At 43.1% G+C, this 23662-nt stretch carries 22 protein-coding genes, 1 riboswitch and 1 other annotated feature; of the genes, 15 read left to right on the top strand and 7 right to left on the bottom strand.

The window, feature by feature from the left end:
* The first annotated feature begins 96 nt into the window (after window positions 1-96).
* The 7 genes from ACN6MV_RS21305 (at window position 97) to ACN6MV_RS21275 (ending at window position 7668) form a co-directional block, all read left to right on the top strand.
* Window positions 97-618 (top strand): redoxin domain-containing protein, encoded by a 522-nt coding sequence (locus ACN6MV_RS21305; RefSeq protein WP_042129633.1) that lies wholly within the window; start codon window positions 97-99, stop codon window positions 616-618.
* Window positions 618-2303 carry a cytochrome c biogenesis protein ResB gene (resB, locus tag ACN6MV_RS21300; RefSeq protein ID WP_419884775.1) on the top strand — a complete coding sequence of 562 codons (1686 nt, stop codon included), beginning with the start codon at window positions 618-620 and terminating at the stop codon, window positions 2301-2303. Before ACN6MV_RS21305 ends, resB begins: the two co-directional genes overlap by 1 nt.
* A complete protein-coding gene (gene ccsA, locus ACN6MV_RS21295; protein WP_419884774.1) occupies window positions 2300-3562 on the top strand; it encodes a cytochrome c biogenesis protein CcsA in 1263 nt (420 codons plus the stop codon). Before resB ends, ccsA begins: the two co-directional genes overlap by 4 nt.
* A 77-nt stretch (window positions 3563-3639) precedes the next feature.
* Entirely contained in the window at window positions 3640-4356 is a 717-nt protein-coding gene (locus tag ACN6MV_RS21290) for a response regulator transcription factor (protein WP_036676174.1), read from the top strand.
* Complete coding sequence (locus tag ACN6MV_RS21285) at window positions 4357-5793, top strand: ATP-binding protein (protein WP_419884773.1); 1437 nt, start codon at window positions 4357-4359, stop codon at window positions 5791-5793.
* A gap of 118 nt (window positions 5794-5911) precedes the next feature.
* Window positions 5912-7405: a glycerol kinase GlpK gene (glpK, locus tag ACN6MV_RS21280; protein WP_419884772.1), complete on the top strand. Its 1494-nt coding sequence runs from the start codon at window positions 5912-5914 to the stop codon at window positions 7403-7405.
* A gap of 14 nt (window positions 7406-7419) precedes the next feature.
* Entirely contained in the window at window positions 7420-7668 is a 249-nt protein-coding gene (locus ACN6MV_RS21275; RefSeq protein WP_231573845.1) for a DNA-binding protein, read from the top strand.
* Window positions 7669-7790: 122 nt separating this feature from the next.
* Here the strand turns inward: ACN6MV_RS21275 and ACN6MV_RS21270 are convergent, their stop codons facing one another.
* The 4 genes from ACN6MV_RS21270 to ACN6MV_RS21255 all read right to left on the bottom strand — a co-directional run bounded on the left by ACN6MV_RS21270 (window position 7791) and on the right by ACN6MV_RS21255 (window position 12547).
* Entirely contained in the window at window positions 7791-8159 is a 369-nt protein-coding gene (locus ACN6MV_RS21270; protein ID WP_042129622.1) for a carboxymuconolactone decarboxylase family protein, read from the bottom strand.
* Window positions 8160-8169: 10 nt separating this feature from the next.
* The gene (locus tag ACN6MV_RS21265; RefSeq protein WP_419884771.1) at window positions 8170-9813 is read right to left on the bottom strand and encodes a thiamine pyrophosphate-binding protein; all 1644 of its coding nucleotides are present in this window, start codon (window positions 9811-9813) and stop codon (window positions 8170-8172) included.
* Window positions 9814-9931: 118 nt separating this feature from the next.
* Window positions 9932-10027: riboswitch (cyclic di-GMP riboswitch) on the bottom strand.
* Window positions 10028-10217: 190 nt separating this feature from the next.
* The gene (locus ACN6MV_RS21260; protein ID WP_042129618.1) at window positions 10218-11468 is read right to left on the bottom strand and encodes a methyl-accepting chemotaxis protein; all 1251 of its coding nucleotides are present in this window, start codon (window positions 11466-11468) and stop codon (window positions 10218-10220) included.
* Between the two features lie 122 nt (window positions 11469-11590).
* Window positions 11591-12547, bottom strand: coding sequence for a helix-turn-helix transcriptional regulator (locus ACN6MV_RS21255; RefSeq protein ID WP_076119786.1), 957 nt, complete (start codon window positions 12545-12547; stop codon window positions 11591-11593).
* Between the two features lie 172 nt (window positions 12548-12719).
* Here ACN6MV_RS21255 and ACN6MV_RS21250 point away from each other — a divergent pair, with 172 nt between their 5' ends.
* Window positions 12720-13553: an SDR family NAD(P)-dependent oxidoreductase gene (locus ACN6MV_RS21250; protein WP_042129615.1), complete on the top strand. Its 834-nt coding sequence runs from the start codon at window positions 12720-12722 to the stop codon at window positions 13551-13553.
* 72 nt (window positions 13554-13625) lie between these two features.
* Here ACN6MV_RS21250 and serA read toward each other — a convergent pair whose 3' ends face one another.
* Window positions 13626-15218 carry a phosphoglycerate dehydrogenase gene (gene serA / locus ACN6MV_RS21245; RefSeq protein ID WP_419884770.1) on the bottom strand — a complete coding sequence of 531 codons (1593 nt, stop codon included), beginning with the start codon at window positions 15216-15218 and terminating at the stop codon, window positions 13626-13628.
* A 243-nt stretch (window positions 15219-15461) separates the two neighbouring features.
* Window positions 15462-15692: a binding site (T-box leader), on the bottom strand.
* Between the two features lie 110 nt (window positions 15693-15802).
* Window positions 15803-16714: a hypothetical protein gene (locus tag ACN6MV_RS21240; protein ID WP_419884769.1), complete on the bottom strand. Its 912-nt coding sequence runs from the start codon at window positions 16712-16714 to the stop codon at window positions 15803-15805.
* 115 nt (window positions 16715-16829) lie between these two features.
* Between ACN6MV_RS21240 and ACN6MV_RS21235 the strand changes: the two genes are divergently transcribed.
* From ACN6MV_RS21235 to ACN6MV_RS21225, 3 genes are read left to right on the top strand one after another with little or no spacing between them, the layout of a single operon-like run.
* On the top strand, window positions 16830-17423 hold the full coding sequence (locus tag ACN6MV_RS21235; RefSeq protein ID WP_419884768.1) for a CPBP family intramembrane glutamic endopeptidase: 594 nt from the start codon (window positions 16830-16832) through the stop codon (window positions 17421-17423).
* Window positions 17420-17791 (top strand): hypothetical protein, encoded by a 372-nt coding sequence (locus ACN6MV_RS21230; RefSeq protein ID WP_042129606.1) that lies wholly within the window; start codon window positions 17420-17422, stop codon window positions 17789-17791. The genes ACN6MV_RS21235 and ACN6MV_RS21230 overlap by 4 nt, the downstream gene beginning before the upstream one ends.
* Complete coding sequence (locus ACN6MV_RS21225) at window positions 17749-18627, top strand: metallophosphoesterase (protein ID WP_419884767.1); 879 nt, start codon at window positions 17749-17751, stop codon at window positions 18625-18627. The genes ACN6MV_RS21230 and ACN6MV_RS21225 overlap by 43 nt, the downstream gene beginning before the upstream one ends.
* Before the next feature lie 69 nt (window positions 18628-18696).
* Here ACN6MV_RS21225 and ACN6MV_RS21220 read toward each other — a convergent pair whose 3' ends face one another.
* On the bottom strand, window positions 18697-19590 hold the full coding sequence (locus ACN6MV_RS21220) for a polysaccharide deacetylase family protein (protein WP_375103454.1): 894 nt from the start codon (window positions 19588-19590) through the stop codon (window positions 18697-18699).
* An 85-nt stretch (window positions 19591-19675) separates the two neighbouring features.
* On the opposite strand from ACN6MV_RS21220, the gene ACN6MV_RS21215 reads away from it, so the two are divergent.
* From ACN6MV_RS21215 to ypeB, 4 genes are all read left to right on the top strand, one after another.
* Window positions 19676-20059, top strand: coding sequence for a hypothetical protein (locus ACN6MV_RS21215; protein WP_042129605.1), 384 nt, complete (start codon window positions 19676-19678; stop codon window positions 20057-20059).
* Between the two features lie 262 nt (window positions 20060-20321).
* Complete coding sequence (locus ACN6MV_RS21210) at window positions 20322-20936, top strand: genetic competence negative regulator (RefSeq protein ID WP_042129604.1); 615 nt, start codon at window positions 20322-20324, stop codon at window positions 20934-20936.
* A 247-nt stretch (window positions 20937-21183) separates the two neighbouring features.
* Window positions 21184-21879 carry a glutamic-type intramembrane protease PrsW gene (prsW, locus tag ACN6MV_RS21205; protein WP_042129603.1) on the top strand — a complete coding sequence of 232 codons (696 nt, stop codon included), beginning with the start codon at window positions 21184-21186 and terminating at the stop codon, window positions 21877-21879.
* Window positions 21880-22238: 359 nt separating this feature from the next.
* Window positions 22239-23597 (top strand): germination protein YpeB, encoded by a 1359-nt coding sequence (ypeB, locus tag ACN6MV_RS21200; protein WP_042129600.1) that lies wholly within the window; start codon window positions 22239-22241, stop codon window positions 23595-23597.
* The last annotated feature ends 65 nt before the right edge of the window (window positions 23598-23662 follow it).

Below are 23662 nucleotides of genomic sequence, written 5' to 3'. Positions count from 1 at the left end.
CCCCCTAATACTGTGACTAAATTCGCTATAATGTTCATAGGATGTTCACACCTTACAACATAAGTATGAGTTGCGTCACAGAAGGGGGCTTTACATGTGGGTAAAGCGAGAAAACCAATTCAAATCGTAATTCTGTTTCTAATCGTTCTAGTGGGTGGTTATGCAATTGGCTCCTCTGTATTTGGTGGAAGTGGTAAGCCAGAGGAAGGTAGTAAAGCGCCTGCCATTGATTTGCTAGGTCTAGATGGACTTGGGCATACATTAGACGAGTATAAGGGTAAGGCTATTGTGCTGAATTTCTGGGGCTCATGGTGCACACCATGTGTGAAAGAAATGCCGGCCCTCCAAGCACAATGGGAGAAATGGAAAGATAAGGATGTAGTCGTTATAGGAATCAATGTAGGTGAAGATCAGATGACTGTCGAGAATTTTGTGAAGCAGGTCGACATTGATTTTCCGATTCTGATGGACACGGGACGAGATGCTGTGCGAAGTTATGGTATTTCTCCACTTCCAACTACTTTCTTTATTAATCCAAAGGGTAAAATTGACAGCATTCATATCGGCCAGCTTGATTTAGATTCACTAGATGATCAAATTGGAAAGCTGGTGGATTGATGAGTGAACGCGAGGCTTTTATAACCAATACCAAATGTGAATGCGGCCACCAGAATCCTGTAGGTACTGTTCTGTGCGAAGCATGCGGAAAACCGCTTGGCAAAGAATCGGATTGGGGCGAGAATCTGGAAATGCGTTATGACGGTGTAGCCCGTCGTTCGCAGCGTGTTAATCCAGGCATGATTGATCGCGTATGGAACTTTTTTTCATCCGTCAAAATAGCGATTTATCTAATCGTATTGACACTGTTAGGCTCTATGCTGGGCACGATATTTCCTCAGGAGAGTACTTTTCTTAATATTGATGCATCTAGTTATTATAAGCAGGAGTATGGAACAGCAGGGGACATCTACTATAAGCTTGGACTTTCACATACATACGAATCCTGGTGGTTTGTAACTCTACTCGTAATGATTGGTGCTTCACTTGTCATTTGTAGTTTGGACAGAGTACTTCCGCTATATAAGGCATTAACTAGACAGAAGATTCGAAAGCATCGTCAGTTTTTAACTCGGCAAAAGGCCGTGCTAGTCACTGAAGTGCAAGAAGAACCAGAAGCTTGGGTTGCTAGGGTGGTTCAACCTATGCGTAAAAAGGGCTACCGAGTCAAAACAGATGGAGGAGCTCTGCTAGCAGAGAAGCACCGTTTCAGCCGCTGGGGACCTTACGTAATACATATTGGTTTGATTATTTTTTTACTTGCTGTATTGGCAAGAGGATTGCCGGGTCTCAACATGGATCAGCATCTAGCTTTCCCGCAAGGGGAGATTACACAGATTCCGGATACGACCTACTATTTAAAAAACGAGAAATTCACCGTAGAGTTCTATACAGATGAAGAGATGCCTGAGGAGTTTCGAGGCAAAAAAATCCTTCCAAAATTATTCCAAACTAAAGCAGTGCTATATAAATGTACCGCAGATTGCGGAGATCCTACTAAGGAACCGCAGCTTGCCGAGGTGACAACACATGATATCCAAGTAAACTCACCTTTGGATTATAAAGGATTGAAAGCGTATCAGTTTGATTATGATTTAACGCCTGTGCTGCGTTCCGTACAGCCTGTGCTTAAGAACTCCACCACAGGGGAGTCTTACGGTAAATTCAAACTGGATATGAAGAATCCGCAGCGTACGATAACAGCGGGACCTTATACGATGACTTTAAAAGAGAAATATATGGATTTTGGACTAAATGAGGATGGGCAGCCGATATCTAAGTCGCCGTATCCGAATGCACCAGCATTCTTGTTCTTGATTCAAGGACCGAATTTGCCAGCGGAAGGTCAGCAGTACTTCTATTTTCCTAAGCAGGTAGATAAGTCTCAGTTTCAGCAGGTTGCTATTAATGATAAGCTTGGCGGCAGCAATAGATTTCTTGAGCTTGAAGTGGACAACATGAGCGATGTTGATTTTTCGGAATCGACTACATACTTGAATATACGTAATGATCGTGCAATGCCTTTTGTATGGTTAGGTGCAGCAATTGTGATGCTGGGTTTAATCCTTGGATTCTACTGGCAGCATAGACGCATCTGGCTTACCGTTGTAAACGGAGAGCTAATACTCGGAGGACATACGAACAAGAATTGGTTCGGTTTCCGCCGTGAGATCGTTTCTATTTTAGAAAAAGTAGATATGGTAGTCGATGAAAAATCAATAGATAATGGAGGAGGCCTTACATGAGCTTGCTCGATATCAGCAGTGCTGTCTTTATTGCCGCATTCTTATTATACAGCGGGTCGTTTATGTTATTCACTATCGCTATCATGGGTCGCAAGTGGTCGGGCCGCAAGCCAGAGGAGCATACTGCTCGATGGGGTAAAATAGCTTTTATTGTATCTTCTATAGGTCTTATCTTTCATCTTATTTATTTCTTTACGCGCTGGGCTGGTTCAGGGCATATTCCAGTCAGCAATATGTATGAGTTCATGACTTTCTTATCTATGATGGTTATGGTAGCCTTTACAGTGATGTATGCGATCTATCGTAAGGTTATTCTCGGACTGTTTGCAGTTCCAATTAGTATTATTGTGATGGCATACGCAGCTGTTTTTCCACAGGAGGTTCAGCCGTTAATTCCATCTCTGCAATCGAACTATCTCAAGATTCACGTAACCCTGGCAGCGCTGGGTGAGTCCTTTTTCGCAGTAGGATTTGCGGCAGGGCTGATGTATCTGCTGCGGACTGTTAATTTTTCCAGTAAAGAAAAGGTGGATCGTAAACAACAAAGGCTGATTGAATTTACTCTCTTTTCAATCATTGTTATAATTGGGTTTCTGGGTTCAGTTTTTGCTTTCCGCGGAGCAGGCTATGAGACTGTTTTTGTCCGTCCCAACGTTACGATTGACAGCGCAGGGCAGGAAAATAGTACAATAGAGAAAGTGAGTTATCGAATGCCGCCGATTGTGGCCCCTCACAATAGCGAAATTGAAAGCTTCCAGTCGTTTCTTGGCATGAAAGAACCTTTCTTTGAAGCTCCTTCATGGATGAATGGTGTGAATGCTGGCCGGAAGTTTAATACTGTAATCTGGTCGATTCTTTCAGGATTACTCCTTTACGGAATTCTTCGCTTGATCGTACGTAAGCCACTAGGCGCAGCGATTCACCCGGTAATGGAGGGAATTGATGAAGGCGATCTAGATGAGATTACGTATAGGGCGATAGCCATTGGCTTTCCTATTTTCACATTAGGCGCTTTGATTTTTGCAATGATATGGGCGCAAATTGCCTGGGGAAGATTCTGGGGATGGGACCCCAAAGAAGTCTGGGCACTCGTTACTTGGCTCTTCTACAGTGCTTATCTTCATTTACGATTAGCTCGTGGATGGCAAGGGCGAAAATCTGCTTGGCTTGCTGTTCTAGGCTTTTTAGTCGTAATGTTTACCTTAGTTGGCGTTAATCTAGTCATCGCCGGACTTCATTCTTATGCGGGGACGGACTGAGCATAGTTTACCTGCTAACACAGCACAATGGATTTAAGGTTACGTTCTACTGTATTTGATGAAGGGGTTGTTGTGAAATGGCAGATCATTTAAACAGAATTCTGGTAGTGGATGATGAAGAACGCATTCGCCGCCTGCTTAAGATGTATCTTGAAAAAGAAGGCTATGAAATCGATGAAGCAGAAGATGGAGAAATCGCTCTTCGTAAAGCAACTGCAAATGACTACGGTCTGATTTTGCTGGATGTTATGCTGCCTGGCATTGATGGAATGGAAGTGTTGACCCGACTCAGAGGGGTCAAGTCAACACCAGTCTTAATGCTTACAGCTAAAGGCGAAGAGATTAATCGTGTACAGGGCTTTGAGATGGGTGCTGATGACTATGTCGTGAAGCCATTTAGCCCTCGCGAAGTGATTTATCGCGTGAAGGCCATTATGCGCCGTTCTTCGGCAACTGCATTTTTGTCCAAAGAGAGCAACTCCAGTAATAACATTGTATTTACTCATCTTATTATTGAGCATGACGCACACCGGGTTACTGCTGGCGGTGAAGAAGTGAGTCTGACACCGAAAGAATACGAACTGCTGCATTATTTGGCGATTTCGCCGGATAAAGTATTCTCTCGTGAAGAATTGCTTAAAGATGTTTGGAATTATGAGTTTTTCGGAGATTTACGTACTGTAGATACCCATGTTAAACGTCTTCGTGAAAAACTGAATAAGGTATCACCGGAATCTGCGGCGATGATTACTACCGTATGGGGTGTAGGCTACAAACTTGAGGTACCTAAATAAGTGAACTTCTGGAGAAGTCTTGTCGGTAAGCTGTGGGTTACGATCATCTGCCTGGTCGCTGTCGTACTGATTACACTCGGGTTGTTTCTACTTCCCTATATCGACAGTAACTTTGCCAATTCTGGTGATATCAAACGTTTATTTATGTATACCTGCATGATCGGATTTTCTTTGACGACATTCTTCGCGTTGTTCTTGTTCACCAAGATCACTCAACCGATGCAACGTGTCATCGAGGCTGCAAACAATATTCGACGTGGTGAATACGGAACAAGGCTGACGCTTGTCACGAGCGACGAAATCGGTCAATTGGCGACTTCCTTCAACCATATGGCTGAGGAGTTGGAAGAGAATATCCGCAGTCTGCACCATGAGAAGGGTCATCTATCCAGTGTATTACGCAGCATGAGTGATGCTGTAATCACCTTTGACACCCTAGGCCAGATAATTCTGACCAATCCGCATGGTCAATCGCTTCTTGAGAGTTGGAGCGATTTAGAGTGGGAACAAGAGAGTGATATTGAACCTCATTCGGAAACGGCTGAGAGTAATGTTCCACCTCCCCTTCGTCCTTTATTTTTGAGCACGTTGAAACAAGGCGGCGATGAGCGTTCTAATGTACATGTCCGGCAGGGCGTGTGGTCCGTCCATATGGCACCTTTATATTCTGAGGGTAGCATTCGTGGAGTGGTTGCTGTTCTGCGTGATGTGACTGAAGAAGTACGACTCGAAAAAATGCGCCGTGACTTCGTGGCGAACGTCTCTCATGAGATTCGGACGCCATTATCGATGATGCAAGGTTATAGTGAGGCTTTACTTGACGGCATGGCTACTTCACCAGAGGAAAGCAGTGAACTGATTCAGGTCATTCATGATGAATCACTCCGTATGGGACGTCTTGTAAAGGATTTACTCGACCTTGCGCGAATGGAAGCCGGACACACGGATATGTTGAAGGCAGAGGTAGATATGAATGAACTGCTTGAACGTGTGTACCGTAAATTTTCCGTACGTGCTAAAGAGCGTGATATTCATCTGCAGCTAAACAAAGAGAGCGATGTCCTTGTTCTTAAGGCTGCGGATGAAGATAAGCTGGAGCAGGTCTTAACGAACTTGCTCGATAATGCTTTTCGTCATACACAGGGCGGTAAGAAGATCACAGTTCATACAGGAACTTGTATCTTAGAAGGACGTCGCTATTTTGAAATTAAAATTCAGGATGAAGGCGTCGGTATTCCTCAGGAAGACCTGCCGTATATATTTGACCGTTTCTACAAAGCCGATAAGGCACGTGTACGTGGAGAGTCAGGTGGAACGGGACTTGGGCTTGCGATTGTTAAAAATATTGTTGAGTCGCATCATGGAACCATTACAGCTTCCAGTAAATTGGGTGAGAGTACTACCTTTACCCTAAGACTTCCTGTCGAAAAACAGTAATTCCAAACACAATGTGTGATAGCGCCTCTGACAGCAGAGGTGCTTTTTGTTGAAACGAACACATTAATCTTGTTCATCGTGGAACATATCTCATTGTTTATGCTTGGGAGGCCATCAAATGATTTTATCTTTAGACCAAGGGACTACCAGTTCACGAGCCATATTGTTCGATAAGGACGCTAGAATGGTCTCACAAGGACAATATGAGGTTGAACAATCTTTCCCCCGCCCTGGCTGGGTGGAGCATGACCCAGAGCAAATTTGGGCGTCACAGCTTGCAGCTGCAAGAGAGGCGATTACTCGGAGCGGGATTGCGCCTCAGGAAATATTTTCTATCGGTATTACGAATCAGAGGGAAACGGCCCTAATCTGGGATAGAGCAACAGGTAAGCCGATTTATCCTGCGATTGTATGGCAGGACAGACGTACTGCAGAGCTATGTGAAGAGATCAAGAGTAAGGGGTTAGAGGGACTTATTGCTAGCAAGACGGGACTCGTTGTGGATGCTTATTTTTCTGCAACCAAATTCTCCTGGATTCTTGATCATGTGGAAGGCGCCCGAGAGCGTGCGAATAATGGCGAGTTATTAGCTGGGACGGTGGACAGTTGGTTAATCTGGAAGCTTACTGGCGGAGCTATACATGCCACTGACGTAACTAACGCATCACGTACGATGCTATATAATCTCCATAAACGCTGCTGGGATGAAGAGCTAATGGATGAGCTTCGAGTACCACACTCCATCCTGCCAGAAGTGAGAATGTCCGGTAGTGAATTTGGTGCAGCAGATGCACAGTGGTTCGGTGCAGAAATCCCTATTCACTCTGTATTGGGAGATCAACAGGCTGCTTTGTTTGGGCATACTTGTCTTGAACCCGGCAGTGCCAAAAACACCTATGGAACTGGATGCTTTATTCTGATGAATACAGGCACGGAAGCCGTTGTTTCCAGTCATGGTCTGTTGACCACTGTGGCCTGGGGAATGGGAGAGGAACTCTATTATGCGCTCGAGGGCAGTGTATTTGTAGCCGGAGCGGCTGTGCAATGGCTTCAGGAAGGGCTGGGACTCATAACGGAGCCGGCAGGCTCAGAAGACAAAGCACGGGAAGTTGAGGACAGTGAAGGGGTTGTCGTCGTACCAGCTTTCACTGGACTAGGTGCACCTTATTGGGATATGTACGCACGTGGAGCCGTATTCGGTCTAACTAGAGGCACAACCTCGGGACATTTGGTACGGGCAACGTTAGAGTCATTAGCATTTCAGTCTAGAGACGTAATAGGGGCTATGGAAAAAGATGCGGGCATGCCATTAACCGGCCTTCGTGTAGATGGTGGAGCTGTTCGTAATGATTTGCTGATGCAGTTCCAGTCTGATATCCTCGGTAGTGAAGTTACTCGAACTACATATGCGGAGACGACTGCGCTGGGAGCAGCGCTTTTGGCTGGATTAACCTATGGGGTCTGGACAAGAGAACAGCTGGAAAGCTTCAATAAAGCGGAGAGGGTCTTTTCACCTGTAATGGGTATGGATGAGCGTGAACGTCGTTACAGCGCGTGGAAAGACGCTGTAGCGCGGACCATGGGCTGGGAGAAACACGAAGGATATCAGTGATCAGGGAGATGCATATGTCTAAGAACAGAAATATAGAAACTGATCCTGCAGGAATGCTTGGCGGATCAGAATCAGATCTTCCGACTGGATTGGCCAAGCCTGCGCTTCGAGCACTCCATGGTGCTGGGTATACAGAGATTCACCAAATCAGTAAGCTCACTGAGTCAGAGCTTCTGCAGTTACACGGGATGGGACCTAAGGCACTTAATCAATTACGGCGTGCGCTCACGGAGAAAGGTTTGTCCTTTGCCAGTGAGTCCTAAAGTCCCCATCACAGATTAACACAAAAAGCGGCAAGCTAAGGATTATCCTTGGCCTGCCGCTTTTTGTGTTGCAATATTTAATATTCAATAACAAATGCTACATTTTGCCATCCGGCATATAGTTACTTTATTTCTTCAATCGTTTCGAGAAGGATATTAAAAGCGGTAATGATTCTAGGTGCCCCTATTGCGGGTACTAAGTGTAATAGAATCCCTTTGAGTTGTTCTACAGTAACTCCCACACGAAGAGCCATGACATAATGAACACCCAATTGATCAAACTGACCCATCGAAATCAGGGCAGAGATAACTGCGATTTCCTTCCAGTCAGCTTCGATTGTGTTGCGTTGAAAAATATCGCCGTAGGCATTTCCCATAATAAATTCAGCCAAATCAGGGAAATGTTCTTTAATCGGAGCCAGTGCCTTAGCTCCGTAGTCTCCTGAGAGATTCGTGAAGTGGTTAAGACCACTGTTTACATTGTCTTTCATAAGTGACCTCCTAATTTAGGTTCAGAGTACGATGAGCAGTCGGAGGGACCTCATCACGGTCTGTTAGCAGTTCAATGACGGCAACACGGTTGATGGCAACAGCGTCCTTGATAGCTGTTTCGAACTCCTCAGCTGTCTCACATTTGTAACCCGTAGCACCAAGTGATTCTGCGAATTTCACAGCGTCCATAGGGACTTCGTAGATCGTTCCGTCAATACGTCCTGTAGTTTTTTCCATACCTTTTAGAGCCATATCTAGCTGTTTATTATTCACAACAATGAATATGACAGGAATATCCTTGCAGACAGCAGCGTTAATCTCTGCGCCTAGCATCATAAAGCAGCCGTCTCCTGTAATGCAGAAGATCGTTTCTTCTGGTGCAGCAACCTTTGCGCCAATTGCCATCCCGATGGAATTACCCATACATGCAAAGTAAGCATCGAATACAAAACTGCCAGGTTTCTTAACCTTGTACCATTTCGCAGCATGGAAACCGTGACTTCCATCATCAACAAAGACTGTGCTGTTATAAGGAATCAAATCACTCATCGTACTCAAGACCGATGCAAGTGAAAGGTTTGGTAAAATCGGAGGCTCTTCGGTATAATCGGAATTTGTCGGTGCTTCGCGTTTTGTGATGTTGTTCGTGTCAATATTATTGAGATAGCAAACTAGATTGTCACGTAGATCTCCAGTCACTGGAATCGTTTTAGAGAACAATATTTTTCCGACAAAAGTCGGATCGCTATCAAACTGAATTAATGTTGCAGGATGATTTTCCCTTTTAAGATTACAAATAGTCATATCGCTTAAACGTGACCCGAGAACGATAAATAGATCACTTTGATTCAGCAAGTCATCCCCATGGGTACAACCGCCTACTCCAATTGGACCGTGATAGAGTGGATGATCCCAAGCTATAGCTCCTTTACCACCTGGAGATGTAACTACAGGAATATTAAATGTTTCTGCTAATTGAATTAGCTCACTATGTGCTCCTGAGCGGTTAACGCCTTTACCCGCGATAATTATTGGATTCTTTGAGTTATTTATAGCATCAAGTACACGGTCGATATTAGCATGGCTAACCAGTGATTCGCGTTCAGGGATTACAATATTACATTCCTCTAGCAATTCCGTTTGTACATCAAAGGGAATACAAAGGTGAACGGGACCACGATTACCGCTCAAAGCAATGGATATGGCATGATTAAAGATTGTGCTAAAGTGATCTCCACGTTCAATAAGCTTGCTATATAAGGTGGCAGGTCTAAACATATCAGCTAAATCAGCTAGAAAAGAGGTAGAGTCCTGACATTGGGGAATTCCAAGCTCTTTAATAGATTGATGGCCAGTAATAAATAGGACAGGTAGGTTGTTGGCCTTAGCATGTGCTGCTGCAGTTAGTAGGTTTGTTCCACCAGGACCCGAAGTGCCAAAAGCTACGCCTAGTTTTCCAGTTTTCAGCGCATAACCAGCTGCTTCGAAGCCGGAACTGCTTTCATGTCTTCCAGGAATAAATTCAATACCGTAATCTACCATTTTAAGAACGATAGGACAAATGGATTTACCGATGATACCAAAGGAATGGGTAACACCAAGGTTCCGTAGTGCTTCCGACATGTAATCTGCGACTGTCTTCAAAAAATACACCTCACAAGTTGATTGTTATTTTAAAACCAAACACTAGAAAACCTGTGCTCTAAAATAGGGCACAGGTTGGTAGCATAAATCGCCATAGAGACTGAACAAAAGTCCAGTCGTCTTGGTTTTCAGCAACCTGGCAGTCATGGCCTCAGATTAAAAATGAGGCTGTAGATCCATGGTTTTGCGTCATCCTCTTTCGAAGATTTTGCCAATATTAATTTAGAAATTTATAAGAAGAATTTTCCTTTACAATATATTCCTAGACACTCTTTGTCAATATATTATCGCAAATTAACTCGAATTTTGACGAAAGTCTTGTCGAACCTATGAAATAATAGATATAAAAAAACTGCTCCTAAGTCTAAGCTTAGGGGCAGTTTTTGAATTTGTTTATATGATTTGGACGTCACTTAAAACTTGAAAATATGGATCGTCTTCTGTAGATTAAATACAGCCTGAGTCATTTTCTCAGTTTCTTCTGCAACGGACTGCAGGGCATTAATTTGTTCATTCATAGCGGCTGATACTTCTTCGGTGCCGGCAGCGGTTTGCTGCGTGATCGCAGAGATATTCTCGATTGCACTTGAGATTTTCAATGCACTTTCCAACATAAGATCACTTTCGGCAGAGAAGGAGGAGATCTGCTCGGTAATATACTGTACACTTTGCACGATTTGAGCAAAGATATGAGCAGATTGAGTGATCATCTCATTCTGTACCTGTACGACTTCTTCGTTGATAGCGATATTATCAATCGCTTGTTTAATATCAGTTTCGATGCTCCGAACCAAGCCAAAGACTTCCTTCGTAGAAGCCGTTGATTCTTCAGCGAGCTTGCGAACCTCCTGTGCGACTACAGCAAATCCTCGACCATGTTCTCCTGCACGCGCTGCTTCGATGGAAGCATTTAGTGATAACAGGTTGGTCTGTTCAGCGATCTCAGTAATGGTCTTTGTGATCATCGTAATGCCGCGAGCATTTTGAGAAAGGGCTTCGATAGTGTCAGCTACTTTTTGAGTAGCCTGGATGTTTTTACGCATGCCTTCAGCTTGAGTATCAACGGATTGGCGTCCTTGTTCAACTAGCTCTAATGTATGTATTGAACGTCTGTTCATTTCTTTTGTTGAGTTCGTATAATTGGATACTTTATTCTCAATATCTTTAATAGATTCTGTCATTTCAGCGATATCCGTAGATATTTCATTTGCACCAAGAGCTAGCTCGTTAGACGAAGAGGCTACCTGTGCCATGACAATTTTCAAATTCTGATTCTTATCTTCGATTCCACGGCTTGCATCCATAACTTGACGAGTGATTTGTGATGCTTCTGTCAAAATCTTCTTGAGCTTGTCAATCATAGTATTAAAGGAACGGCTTACGTCCCCCATAGACCCGTTCTCGTCGGCTCTACTAGTAAAATCCCCTTTTGAAATACTATGAGATACATTCGCGATGTCATCAAAAGAAGATGTAAGCGTTCTCTCGATAAAGCGGGCCACTGGGAAGGTTAGAGCAGCAAGAACGACGATTAGAACAATACCCAAAATAATGTTGCCTAAGATCATAAAAGTAACTAAAACAGGAATAGCAAATAGTGCGGCAACGAGGTAACATCCGGCAACAATTCTTTGTTTTAACGGAAGTTTATGCATCCAGTTCATTGGTATAATGTCCTCCTTATTAATATTATGTATTGGTGTTATTATATGGGATTTAAAGGTGATTGGTCTATAGTAAGAACTGACATAAATCTTCTTTTCGGAGTAGTTCGTTAGATTTCGTGTCAAAAATCCTCATAAATAGCGGAAATTTTTGCGATAGCAGACTTTACCATCTCTAAAAGTTCTTGCGGTGAAAGTACAATAACCGAGGGACTAAAAGAAAGGATTATCCGGCAGGCCGACTCGATCGTATTAAATTCGGCTTCTACGTTCACCCACTCTGCATTGCTAGATGGCTCTATCATATGGATAGAAACGAATCTTTCACGTTGCAATTCTTTTAAGACAGATGTTCTAACCCTTAATTTTACCGGATATTTTGGCAGTGCTGCTTTGAAGGCTGTAGTGGACTCTTCCCAATAATGTTTTAAATCAAATTCATCAGGCCTGTTAAACCGCTCATTGGTCTCTTCTACGTTTATCAATCTGGACACACGAAAGGTTCGCAGTTCATCCCCTATATTGGCTACGACATACCAAACTCCTCGTTTTGCAACTAACCCAAGAGGTTCAATCATCCGGACTTTTGTCTCGTCGTTCCGGAGATAAGTGATTTTTACTTTACGGTCTTCCCAAAGAGCTCTCTGAAGTACAGAAAGGAACGGATAAGTCTCATCCGAAGGATGCCAACTGGCACCGTCAATATGGATCCGCTGGCTTAGATAATTTGCTGGGTTACTAGTTCGATGAGAGGAAGCAGCCTCCAGTTTGAGAACAGCGGAAGAGAAGTCGTCCTGTATCCCCAGATCTTTCATGATAGATGAGTCAGTGGACAGAAGCAGTGAACCAATCTCTTGTGGCTTCATACCTGTTAAGGAGGTTCGGTACCCTTCTGTAAGCATCCAACCTCCTTCACGCCCTCGTTCAGCTACAATCGGGATGCCTGAAGCACTCAATGCTTCCATATCTCTAAACACCGTTCGTTCTGACACTTCGAGTGTTTGGGCCAGCTCGCGAGAAGTCATTTTTCCACGTTTTTGCAATAGAAGCAATATAGATAACAAACGGTCGGCTCGCATTTATTATTTACTCCTCCTCGAATTAAATATTGGACGTGCTCCATTCAACCATTCTAAATTTTGATTATATTATATATGTCAGTGGATGTCATATATTAAGGCTATACTTATAAAACGTAGGGAATGATCACAGAATACTGAAATTGAAAACATACTGAAAGGGTTGAGGGGAATGACATTGAAAGGAAAAGTGGCACTGGTTACGGGGAGCAGTAGAGGCGCTGGTAGAGGGATCGCTTTAGAATTAGCAAGAAGAGGTGCTTTTGTCTATATTACAGGGAGAACCATAGATGTATCTGCCACTGAACCAATTAAGGGGAGCATAAATAGCGTACTTAGAGAGATAAAAGAGAGTGGAGGATCTGGTGCGGTAATCCAATGTGACCATACGAAGGATCAGGAAACAGAAGCAGTGATCCGTCAGATCGCTGAAGAGCAGGGGCGGCTCGATATTTTAGTGAATAACGTATGGGGAGGCAATGATCTAGCTATCGAGCAGAAGCCTTTTTGGGAGCTATCTACAGCTCATTGGGAGAATATGTTTAATGCAGGGGTGAGAGCACAGTTGATCACGAATTATTACGCAATTCCCCTCATGCGGAAGGCAAATACTGGCGGTCTAATTATTCATACAACCTTTTGGGATCATTATAAATATCTGGGCAACTTTTATTATGATCTTTCTAAAAATTCACTTTTACGTATGGCCTTCGGACTATCGAAGGAGTTAAAGGATGACAGTATTGCAGTTATTCCACTTTCACCCGGATGGATGAGAACAGAAGCAGTTTTAGAAGCCATGAACACAGATGAGGAACATTGGCAAGAGGTCGAGGAGCTGAAAATGAGTGAATCGACGACATATATTGGTCGAGCTGTGGCTGCACTGGCCGCTGATCCGGAAGTAATGTCCATGTCCGGTGAGCCGCAGCTGGTTGGAAAGCTAGCTGAAAAGTATGGATTTACCGATACCGATGGAAGGTCCATCCCTGCATTCATAATATAGGAAGAAAAAGGTTCGTTAAATCAAAAAAAGGCCACTCCAGTACATACTGGAATGACCTTTTTATGTTATAGATTAAAGTAGGATGATTTCTTCAGCAGTGTTAATCTCTGGTAAACCAGCAAGTTTCACTAGGACATCCTTAGGAACAGCTTTGTCAACGGTCAGCAACATGATTGCAGCGCCCCCAATAATTTTACGTCCCACTTGCATGGATGCGATATTAACATCGTTCTCACCAAGTAATGTACCCACGAGTCCGATAATTCCTACTTTGTCGTTATGAGATACGAAGATTTGATGACCTTCAGGAGCAACATCAACCGGGAACTTATTTACTTGAACAATCCGTTCTCCATAACCTTGCAACAATGTGCCGGCAACAAGATACTCTTGGTCATGATCAGCTTTTAGAGTAACGGTAATTAGATTGGTAAAGCCCTTAGTTTTGGAAGCTTTAGTTATTACTACGTTCACGTCGCGTGTTTTCGCCAAATGCATCGAGTTTACGATATTAACGTCCTCTGCAAAGTGACGGGAGAGCACACCTTTTACGATGTAACGGGTTAGGGGTTGGGTATCTACATCTGAAAGATCCCCAGCGTATTCAACATGGATCTCACGGATAGCAGCAGCTGCGATTTGGGTAACAAAGCTGCCCAATTTTTCTCCAAGCGTGAAGTAAGGTTGAAGCTTGTTCATTACACTTGGAGCCACCGGAGGAATATTGACAGCGTTAATGAACGGTTCATTACGCAGAATATGCAATACTTGCTCCGAAACATCGATCGCCACATTTTCCTGAGCTTCAATTGTAGAAGCGCCCAAGTGAGGAGTCACGATGATTTTTGGATGCGACAAGAAGGGGTGATCTGCTTGAGGCGGCTCTTTTTCGAATACATCAAATGCAGCGCCTGCGACAATACCGCTATCAATTGCCTCTACTAACGCCATTTCATCAATAACACCACCACGGGCACAGTTGATGATACGCATTCCTTTTTTCATCACTTCGAATTGTGGGCGAGAAATCATATGGCGTGTTTCCGGAGTTAGTGGAGTGTGCACAGTAATGAAGTCTGCTCCGCGTACAACATCGTCTACGGAAGCTAATTTAACTTCCATCTTTTCAGCACGTTCAGCGGTTAGGAAAGGATCAAAAGCAAGAATTTCCATACCAAAAGCTTTGGCACGTTTAGCCACTTCGCTACCGATTCTGCCCATTCCGAGTACACCCAAGGTTTTTCCGCGAAGTTCTACACCTACGAAGGTTTTTCTATCCCAGGTTCCACCAATTGTTTTTGCATAAGCTTGTGGAATGTGACGGGCCAGAGCCATCATCATTGCGAAAGCATGCTCACAAGTCGTAATTGTATTTCCATCCGGAGCATTGATTACAACAATACCACGCTTTGTTGCAGCATCCAGTTTGATATTATCTACACCAACACCTGCACGACCAATTACTTTTAGATTTTTTCCTGCTTCGATGATTTTGTCTGTTACGGTAGTTTGACTGCGGACAAGTAAGCCATCGTATTCACCGATAATTGCAATGAGTTCGTCTTCGCTGAGGCCTGTTTTTTTGTCAACAACTACATCTTCTGCGTCCATCAATTGCTGAATTCCCAAATCACTGATTGGATCCGATACTAATACTTTAAACATGGTTTCTTATCCCCCTTAAAGTTGAAAAGCTTTATATGTCGAGGACGCCTATTGGCAATCCACAATACCTGAAGTTTCACAAACTAGTAGAGAAAAACATGCGATAATAGTAGATCAACGCGGTGTCGCATAAAAGAAATTGCGTGCAAAAGTGCCGCGGAATCGGTAACTTTGGGCAAAAGGGTAGTATAAATTAGGTGTTTAGGAACTAAAAAAACTCCCGACCCCCATACTACTGCCGTAGTAAGGGACGAGAGTTATCTTCGTGGTACCACCCTAATTCACTGCAACTTGGAAGAAGCAGCCTCATTGGCCTGCAAAGGCCACACTGGTAACGGAGTTGATCCGATTGTACCTACTTTAAGGTTCGATACAATATCTCAGGAGCGCTAAAGACATCTGTTCGTCACCGGTTTGCACCAACCACCGGCTCTCTGAAGACTATCAGAATCTTTGTTCCATCATCGTTTTTGATTGATTAATTTTTTCATAATGTAACACGGTAATGTAAATGTGTCAATAGGCTTTGAAAGTAGGCTTTCTTGAAGTGAACTTCATTTTTCGTTATGATTCAATGACTGGCTCTACTCATAAAAGAACGGGAGCTGTGGAATCGTCTCCTTGCTATAGTACTGTTCTCGCCACTTCATAAAATCCTCTGTCTGTATAGCACCTGTGGAAATAAGCAGGGTAACAGAGGACTGGACATCTGTAAGATTTAATGAACTGGCGGTACCAGAATGAATCAAATCGTCTATTTTTGCAGTAATGTCCTGAGGATCATAGGCTGCAAAAATTCCGCGGTTCAACATGATATCAGCAATAGATGCGTTCTTTTGGAGAAGGGGCATTTTTTTCCACTGTATAAAGGACATTGTTTTTAGCTCACCAGCATCAGAAGGGATTTTCTGGTTTGTCTTAGAGCCCCATTTTAGCATAGAATCATAAAAGTTCTTTTGTGCGAGCAATCCGAATTTAACCGCACCGGCAGTATAAGGATCATTTTTTAGCAATTTTGCCGTCTCTACACCAGATGCACTTGCACTTATTTCACCAGAAGCTTTGGAGAATAAAGTTAAGCTTTTGAGAATGTTTAGCTGTGATTGATGCAATAATGGAGAGTTGGAAAAAATAGAGTCCTGGTTAACTCTTTCATATTGCTTATCTGCTAGAAGGCTGAGATTCTTGATAGCTGCTGCGTTCATACGGGCATCTGTACTGCGTGCCAGCTTGTCCACTTGTGTGTTCCAATTCTGCTTGAATTCCCGATAAGGCAAAAATACGTTATGATAGAAAGTAACAAGATCCTTCTGTTGGTAAGAGCCCGTGAATTCTTCTAATCCATATCCATTGCTGTTCTTTTGTTGCTCATATTTAGCTTCCGTCTTGTCTGCGCCAACCTTGACGCCTGTAAAAAATGCGGCGAAGGCGCAAATAAGGAAAAACAAAAAAAATAGGGTGTATAACATTTGAGTACGGGAGTTACGTTGGCTCATAATTAGTGCTCCTTTTTCTGGGGGAATTATCCTATGTATTATGTATTGATAGCAACATTATGGACGGTTTCTCTTTCGGAGCTGCCCGAAAAAATTAAAGAACAGGCAGGTCACGATGAAAAAATTCAAATTTGGTGAGATTAAGATAAAAAAAGTAGAACCAGGCCAGTTAACAGACCGTCTTCTGCTCCTCAATCTCTACATTACTCAGGGGCTTACATTAATTATCGGTTTGATATGGATATTATTTCAGAAAAGAAATCCGTTTCAGCTATTAATTTTTCCAGAAAGCGTACATTTTGTGGCATGGGGTCTTGGACTGGCCGCTGTAATGCTGGTAGTTGATTATTTACTGACTCATATTGTACCTGAAGAAAGTATGGATGACGGTGGGATAAACGATCTTTTATTTCGAAATCGGCCTGTATGGCATATTATTATAATTGCAGCAATGGTATCGATATGTGAGGAGCTTCTGTTCAGAGGAGCGATTCAATATTCCATAGGTCCTTATTGGACGAGTATTCTATTCGCACTTATTCATGTTCGTTATTTGCGTCACTTTGTACCTACCGGATGGGTATTCTTAAGCAGTTATGGTCTTGGATATATATACATTCAATCAGGTAGCCTGTGGGCACCTATACTATGTCATTTCTTCATCGACCTATTCTCTGGTCTGGTGATCCGCTACAGGAGGGAATCATGAGTGAGGAATTGAGCCGGTTGAAGTCTCGTCAGAAAAAGCGTGTTGGCGAAGGCAAAACACCAGGCAAAAGTAAAAAAGCGAATCCGCGATCGGAGGGCGCCCCTAAAAAGAGCAATCATTCGAGGACAACAACGGCAACTTTATCAAGGAAAGCGCGCCGCCGTCCGGCAGCTTCTACTAAGGGAACTAACGGTGGGAACAAAGAGCAAGAAGAAACTGTTCCATCACGTTCGGATACGTATTCTTCAGAACGTGTTCGACTTAGCAAAATGTTCGTAAACTCACTGATCTTCATTTTTGTTATATTGCTGGCAGCGCTCCTCTGGTGGGGAATCGAAGGGGCGCCGCCTTTGAGAACTTTATGGTGATCGTTTGGTTATGGGGATTGATCGGGGCTGTGCTTCTGATCGGGGTAATTATTGCAGTGATTATGGTGAGTAACGCCTTTAGAAACAGAATTATTACCGAGGAAATAATTCTAAAGTCTCTCCCTGATGTGTTTGATGGATTTCGGATCCTATTTATAACCGACATCCATCGCAGACGCCTTCCATCAGCGCTATTGAATCCGTTAAAGGGAAAAGTAGATGTTGTTTTACTAGGCGGTGATCTAACGGAAAAAAATAGTCCTCTGGATCGACTGGCCGATAATATGACGCTTGTCACCTCTATAGCTCCTACTTATGTAGTGCATGGAAATCATGATTATCGAGCTGATATTTCATGGGTTGATCAGATTATTAAAGGCAGTGGTGCAAAGCTGTTAATGGATGAAAATGTGCGTATTGAACGTGAGGGAGCATCTCTTTGGTTAACGGGAGTGGATTTTCCGAAAAAGGGTGGTAAGACCTCATATCGTCCATTTCCGCGTCTTACAATGCCTAATGCTTTAGATGTTACTTGTCGGATCATTCTGGTTCATGATCCGCTCTGGCTCTCCATACAGAAAAGTGTGCCGGCTGATCTGATATTGGCAGGACATACGCATGGAGGACAGGTTATACTTCCTTTTTTGGGTCGCAGGCATGTAGAAAATTTCTATCATAAATATGATGCGGGAATGTTTCAATGGCCCAGAAGGGATGGAACTGGAAGGGAAGCAAAGCTGTTGATCAGTAGAGGGTTTGGAACCTCTCACTTGCCAATCCGCTGGGGGAGTCCTGCCGAGATGCATGTATTAACCCTCCGAAAAGAGAAAGAGTAGTTAGTGATAAAAAAACAGGTAATCACCTCTTCGTAAGGTGATTACCTGTTTTTTTGTTCTATTCCAGAATTAACGCATCTTAAGCTCAATGCTGCGGGGATCTACAAAGCTATAGCCTTTGCCTTCAAGTGTAGTAAGCAACTTATCCAAGGCTTCGACTGTCCAAGGGAGTTCATGCATCAGAATATTACTCCCGGAGTGCAACTGGTCCGTTACATTTTTGATCAATTTATCCGTTTTTTCAGTTTCTTTCTCTTTCATCTCCCAGTCTAAAGATCCGTTGGACCAGGTCATATATAGCATCCCGTTCTCAGCGGCAATCTTTTTGCCGACATCACCGCCAGCACCATGTGGAGGGCGGAAAAAGTGAGGGGCTTCACCGATAGTCTCCTTAACAATGCTCTGAACATCTTCGATTTGCTTTTTAACCTCTGCATAAGACTTGTCTTTGAGAATAATATGATCCCAGCTATGGTTGCCAATAATTCCTCCGCGTTTATGAATTAACTCTAAAAGCTCGGGATGCGCTTTAACACGGTAACCGTTCACGAAGAAAATAGCTTTGGCTTGATGCTTGTCCAGAATATCCATTAATGGATTAATCATATTCGCATCTTTGGGACCGTCGTCGAAAGTAAGCAAAACGACCTTTTTATTTGTTGATTCTTCATTGGGGACGATATCATAATTTTTGTTCATATGGTACTGAAGTGGAACTTCAGCCCCAGTATTGGTGTTACTTCCTGCAGTTTCACCTTCTAATGTTGCTTGAGGTGTAGGGGTGACTGCAACTTCCGCTGTTGGTGCCTCTGTTTCTACGCTCTGTGTAGCTGCCGCTGTGGGCTGATTATTTGTTGTGGTTGTTTCCTTAGTATTGTTGCTATCTCCTCCGCTATTGCTACAGGAAGTCAGCAGCAAGGTAGCTAATAGCAGCACTGATGTCATTTTACCCACTTTTTTCATCTCGCTTTCTTGTGATTAGGTTGTATGAGCTGGAATCTTTACGCGAACACTAAACATGATTTTACCATACAAGGAGGCTGGGATTATGAATACTTCGTCATTTTTATGCGGGGTGCTGATGGGCGCCGCAGCCAGTATGATTATGTCCAAAAAGCGGAATTCTTTAATGTCTTCGCTGGGGCAATCAGGTGGTTCCATGAGCGGGGCCGCAGATAAAGCAAAAGAAAAAATAATTGGTATGGCTACGACAGGATTTGGTAACACTGCTGCTTCAAGCAGTAATGCAAGCAATAATGCGCAAAGTAATGGCTCGAACAATGGAACTTCTGAGCATAAAATGGAATCGCCGGCAAAATCAAAAGAATCCAATCTCAAATTACTAAAGGATTTCATTCGCAACAATCCTGAAGTGAAGAGCGAAGTGGAGCAGATTCTGAAAGATACGCATACAGCCATACCGGGATTGTAACCGTAAAGGTCTCCTTCAGAATCATTTTGAGGATGAAATATTCCTCAGGATGATTCTTTTTTATATTCAAGCTCTTGAAAATGGTTTATGAAGTAGAATAGGCTCTTCAGTAGTGGCAACGTTTTAGAGGATTTTATATATTTATTTTCGTGCATTTATCTCTGCAAAATGATAACATACATACATAGTAACCATTTTTGGCTCATTACTCGGGACTCATCATACATTATAATAAATGAGCTTGCAAAAGGAGGATCCTGTCATGAGAATAGAGCGATTAAGTCAAGATAAGATACGGATTTTCCTCACTTTTGACGACCTGAGCGAGCGGGGCATCCAGAAGGAAGACATGTGGCAGGAAGTTCCCAAGGTACATGACCTGTTTACGGAGATGATGGATCAAGCATATAGTGAACTAGGTTTTGATGCTACTGGTCCGCTTGCCGTAGAAGTTTTCGCATTGCCCGCGCAAGGCATGGTCGTTATAGTGACCCGAGGAAAATATGATCACCATCAGTACGGTGCGTCCGGGGAAGAAGAATTGCCAGAAGAGATTTACGAAATGGAAGTTACTCTTGAACAAAGCGACTCCATTGTATATGCATTCCGCGATTTCGAGGTTCTTGTTGAAGCGGCTCATGTGCTCATCGGTAATATTACTTCCCAGGGGAAACTGTATTCTTATAACAATAAATGGTATCTGTACTTCGATCCAAAGGAATTTGAAGAAACGGCGTTGTCAGGTCTTGTTGGCGTACTTGCCGAGTTTGGAGATTCCTCACCGGTTACAGAAGCTGTTCTCGACGAATACGGGAAGACAGTAATGTCGGAGAATGCAGTCCAGTTGTTGTGCACTCATTTTAAGCGTCAGGATTAATTAGCATGATAGGGCTGATGAGCATCATTTTGAAATATAAGAAAGTATAAGTTTCACACTATACTCTATCCTTATATTTCTCGCATAAACGCTTACCGTCCTTATAAGGACGCCAAAGGCGTTTATGCTTGGCTGATTAGCCCTAGTCTTGTTCTTGATGGTGTGGCGGTCATTCTTGAATTAAAGCTGTTATCTGCCTTGCTGTAATCAGCAGAATAAGGCGCTAGGGATATAGGGAGGTTATTCGGTGCTCGTGTTATCGGTTATTTCGTCGGCAGTAGCGCCGGGACTTGCTCTGCTGACCTTTTTTTATTTGAAAGATAAGTATGATCAAGAACCGCTTCATATCGTTATTAAGGTGTTCCTGCTAGGCCTTCTGATTGTATTCCCTGTTATGATCATTCAGAGAGGACTAATGCTGGGGCTGAATGGCGGTCCTTATGTGGAGTCGTTTCTCATATCCGCTGGCGTGGAAGAATGTCTAAAATGGTTTGTGCTTTACCATATGATTTACAATCACACCGAATTTGACGAGCCATATGATGGGATACTATACGCCGTAGCGATTTCGCTCGGCTTCGCAACAATAGAAAATATAATGTATGCTTGGTATAGCAATGCATCAATCGGTTCCATGTTCCTGAGAGCGCTGCTTCCGGTTTCTGGACACGCTATGTTTGGTGTAATCATGGGCTATCATTTAGGGAGAGCCAAGTTCTCAAAAGGAGCTAAAACAAAAGGGATTCTGTTAATCTCTATCTTGTTGCCATGGCTGTGGCATGGGATTTATGACTTTATTTTGAGTACGACAGCTAACTACTGGATATGGTTTATTGTTCCTCTGATGGCTATTCTATGGTACGGAGGAATGGGGAAAGTGGATAGGGCTAATAGCCGATCCCCTTTCCGCTTTCTGAAACGAGAAGAAGAGGTTAACCTATAATCGAGATGGACACACTTATATTCAAAGGATTGTTCCTTAGCGGGGAATTCCAGAGAGGAGAGAGGTGTCTTTTTTTGCGTATAAAAGTCCGTATACTTTGCAAACAATGCGGTGAGACCTACATATTAAGAGGGATAAAAGAGCAGGGTGTTATTCAGACCGGCTTTAAGCAATGCCTTTGCAGTAATAGCAGTGGCTTTGAGATTGAAGAGAGAGCTTAAGTGCTATGATATGAAATTTTGAAGGAATTAGCTTTGTTCATACACTTTAGTCACATTGTGTTACAGACGGGTGCATAAGACTCCCAGTTTATTGTCAAACTAACGCCAATAAGCTATCGAAAGGAGTCTTGTAGCCCTATGTACAAAAGATTAAGTGCTGTAATGTTCCCCCTGACTGCGCTGCTGTTAATTGGAGCGCTCGTGTGGGGTTATCAGGAGAATCAGGAGAAGAATGCGATTCTAATTAAGGCGGAGAACCAATATCAGCGTGCCTTTCATGATTTGTCTTACCATGTGGAACGTCTTCATGGAGAGCTCGGGAACACACTAGCTGTTAACTCCGCTTCTAACGGGATGCACCGCAAAGGACTTGTTAATGTGTGGCGGATGACCAGTGAAGCGCAAAATGAAATTAATCAGTTGCCGCTCACATTACTGCCATTTAGCAAAACGGAGGAGTTTCTGTCCAAAATCTCTAACTTTTCTTATAAAGCCGGGATTCGTGATTTCACTAAGAAGCCTTTGACAGATGGTGAATTGAGCAATTTAAAAGCATTGTATAAGAGTTCTGGAGAAATCTCTAAAGATTTGCAAGATGTTCAGAATAAAGTGATCGGTAGCCGCCTGCGCTGGATGGATGTCGAAACCGCACTGGCTACAGAGAAAAAGGCAGAGGATAATTCGATTATTGACGGCTTCAAGTCGGTGGATAAACGTGTCGAAGGTTACCCTGAACTGGATTGGGGTCCTTCAGTTGCAAGCATTTACGATAAACGTTCTGTAAAAATGCTGGGGGGCACCCCTGTTTCAGTTGAAGATATCAAACGTAAAGCCATTAAGTTTGCAAATGCAGGCTCCAATGCTAAGGTAGATGTGAAAGAAAACGGCAAAAATACGGATTGGCCTTCCTATACGGCTACTGTCAGCGGTTCGAATAATAAGCAGATTATCAGTATGGATTTCACCAAAAATGGTGGTTTGCTGATCTCTTATTATGATAACCGTGAGATTGGTCCAGCTAAGGTATCTTTAGAAGAGGCGGTTACCAAGGCAGAGCAGTTTCTTAAGAAAAAGGGATATCCTCATATGACTGCGGTGAACGCTGACCGTTATGATAATATTGGGAATTTAACCTTTGTAACCAGCCAGAACGATGTGTTGATTTATCCTGAGAAAATGACGATTCGCATAGGACTTGATACTGGGACAACGGTTGGATTTGAGGCTAGCGAATATGTCAATGAACATAAGGACAATCGTAAGATTCCAAAGCCTAAGCTCTCCCTTGCGGAAGCAAAGAAATTCCTGAATTCGGATTTCAAGGAGAACTATCATCGCATGGCTTGGATTAAAAATGAGGACTCCGTAGAAGTCTTGACTTACGAATTTGGCGGAGAGGTAAATGGTACTCAGTATCGTATTTATCTTAATGCGGATGATGGCATTGAAGAGTCTGTGGAAGAAATCAGAGCTTCTTCGGGAGTTGAACAAAAGTGAAAGAACAGGGCTTATCCATAATATGGATGAGCTCTTTTTTATTTTTAAATTCAAATAATATTTAT

Origin of the sequence: Paenibacillus sp. B-A-8 (genome assembly GCF_048572915.1) — a bacterium.
Classification (GTDB): domain Bacteria; phylum Bacillota; class Bacilli; order Paenibacillales; family Paenibacillaceae; genus Paenibacillus_AQ.
This window is presented reverse-complemented; position numbering and strand designations above follow the sequence as displayed.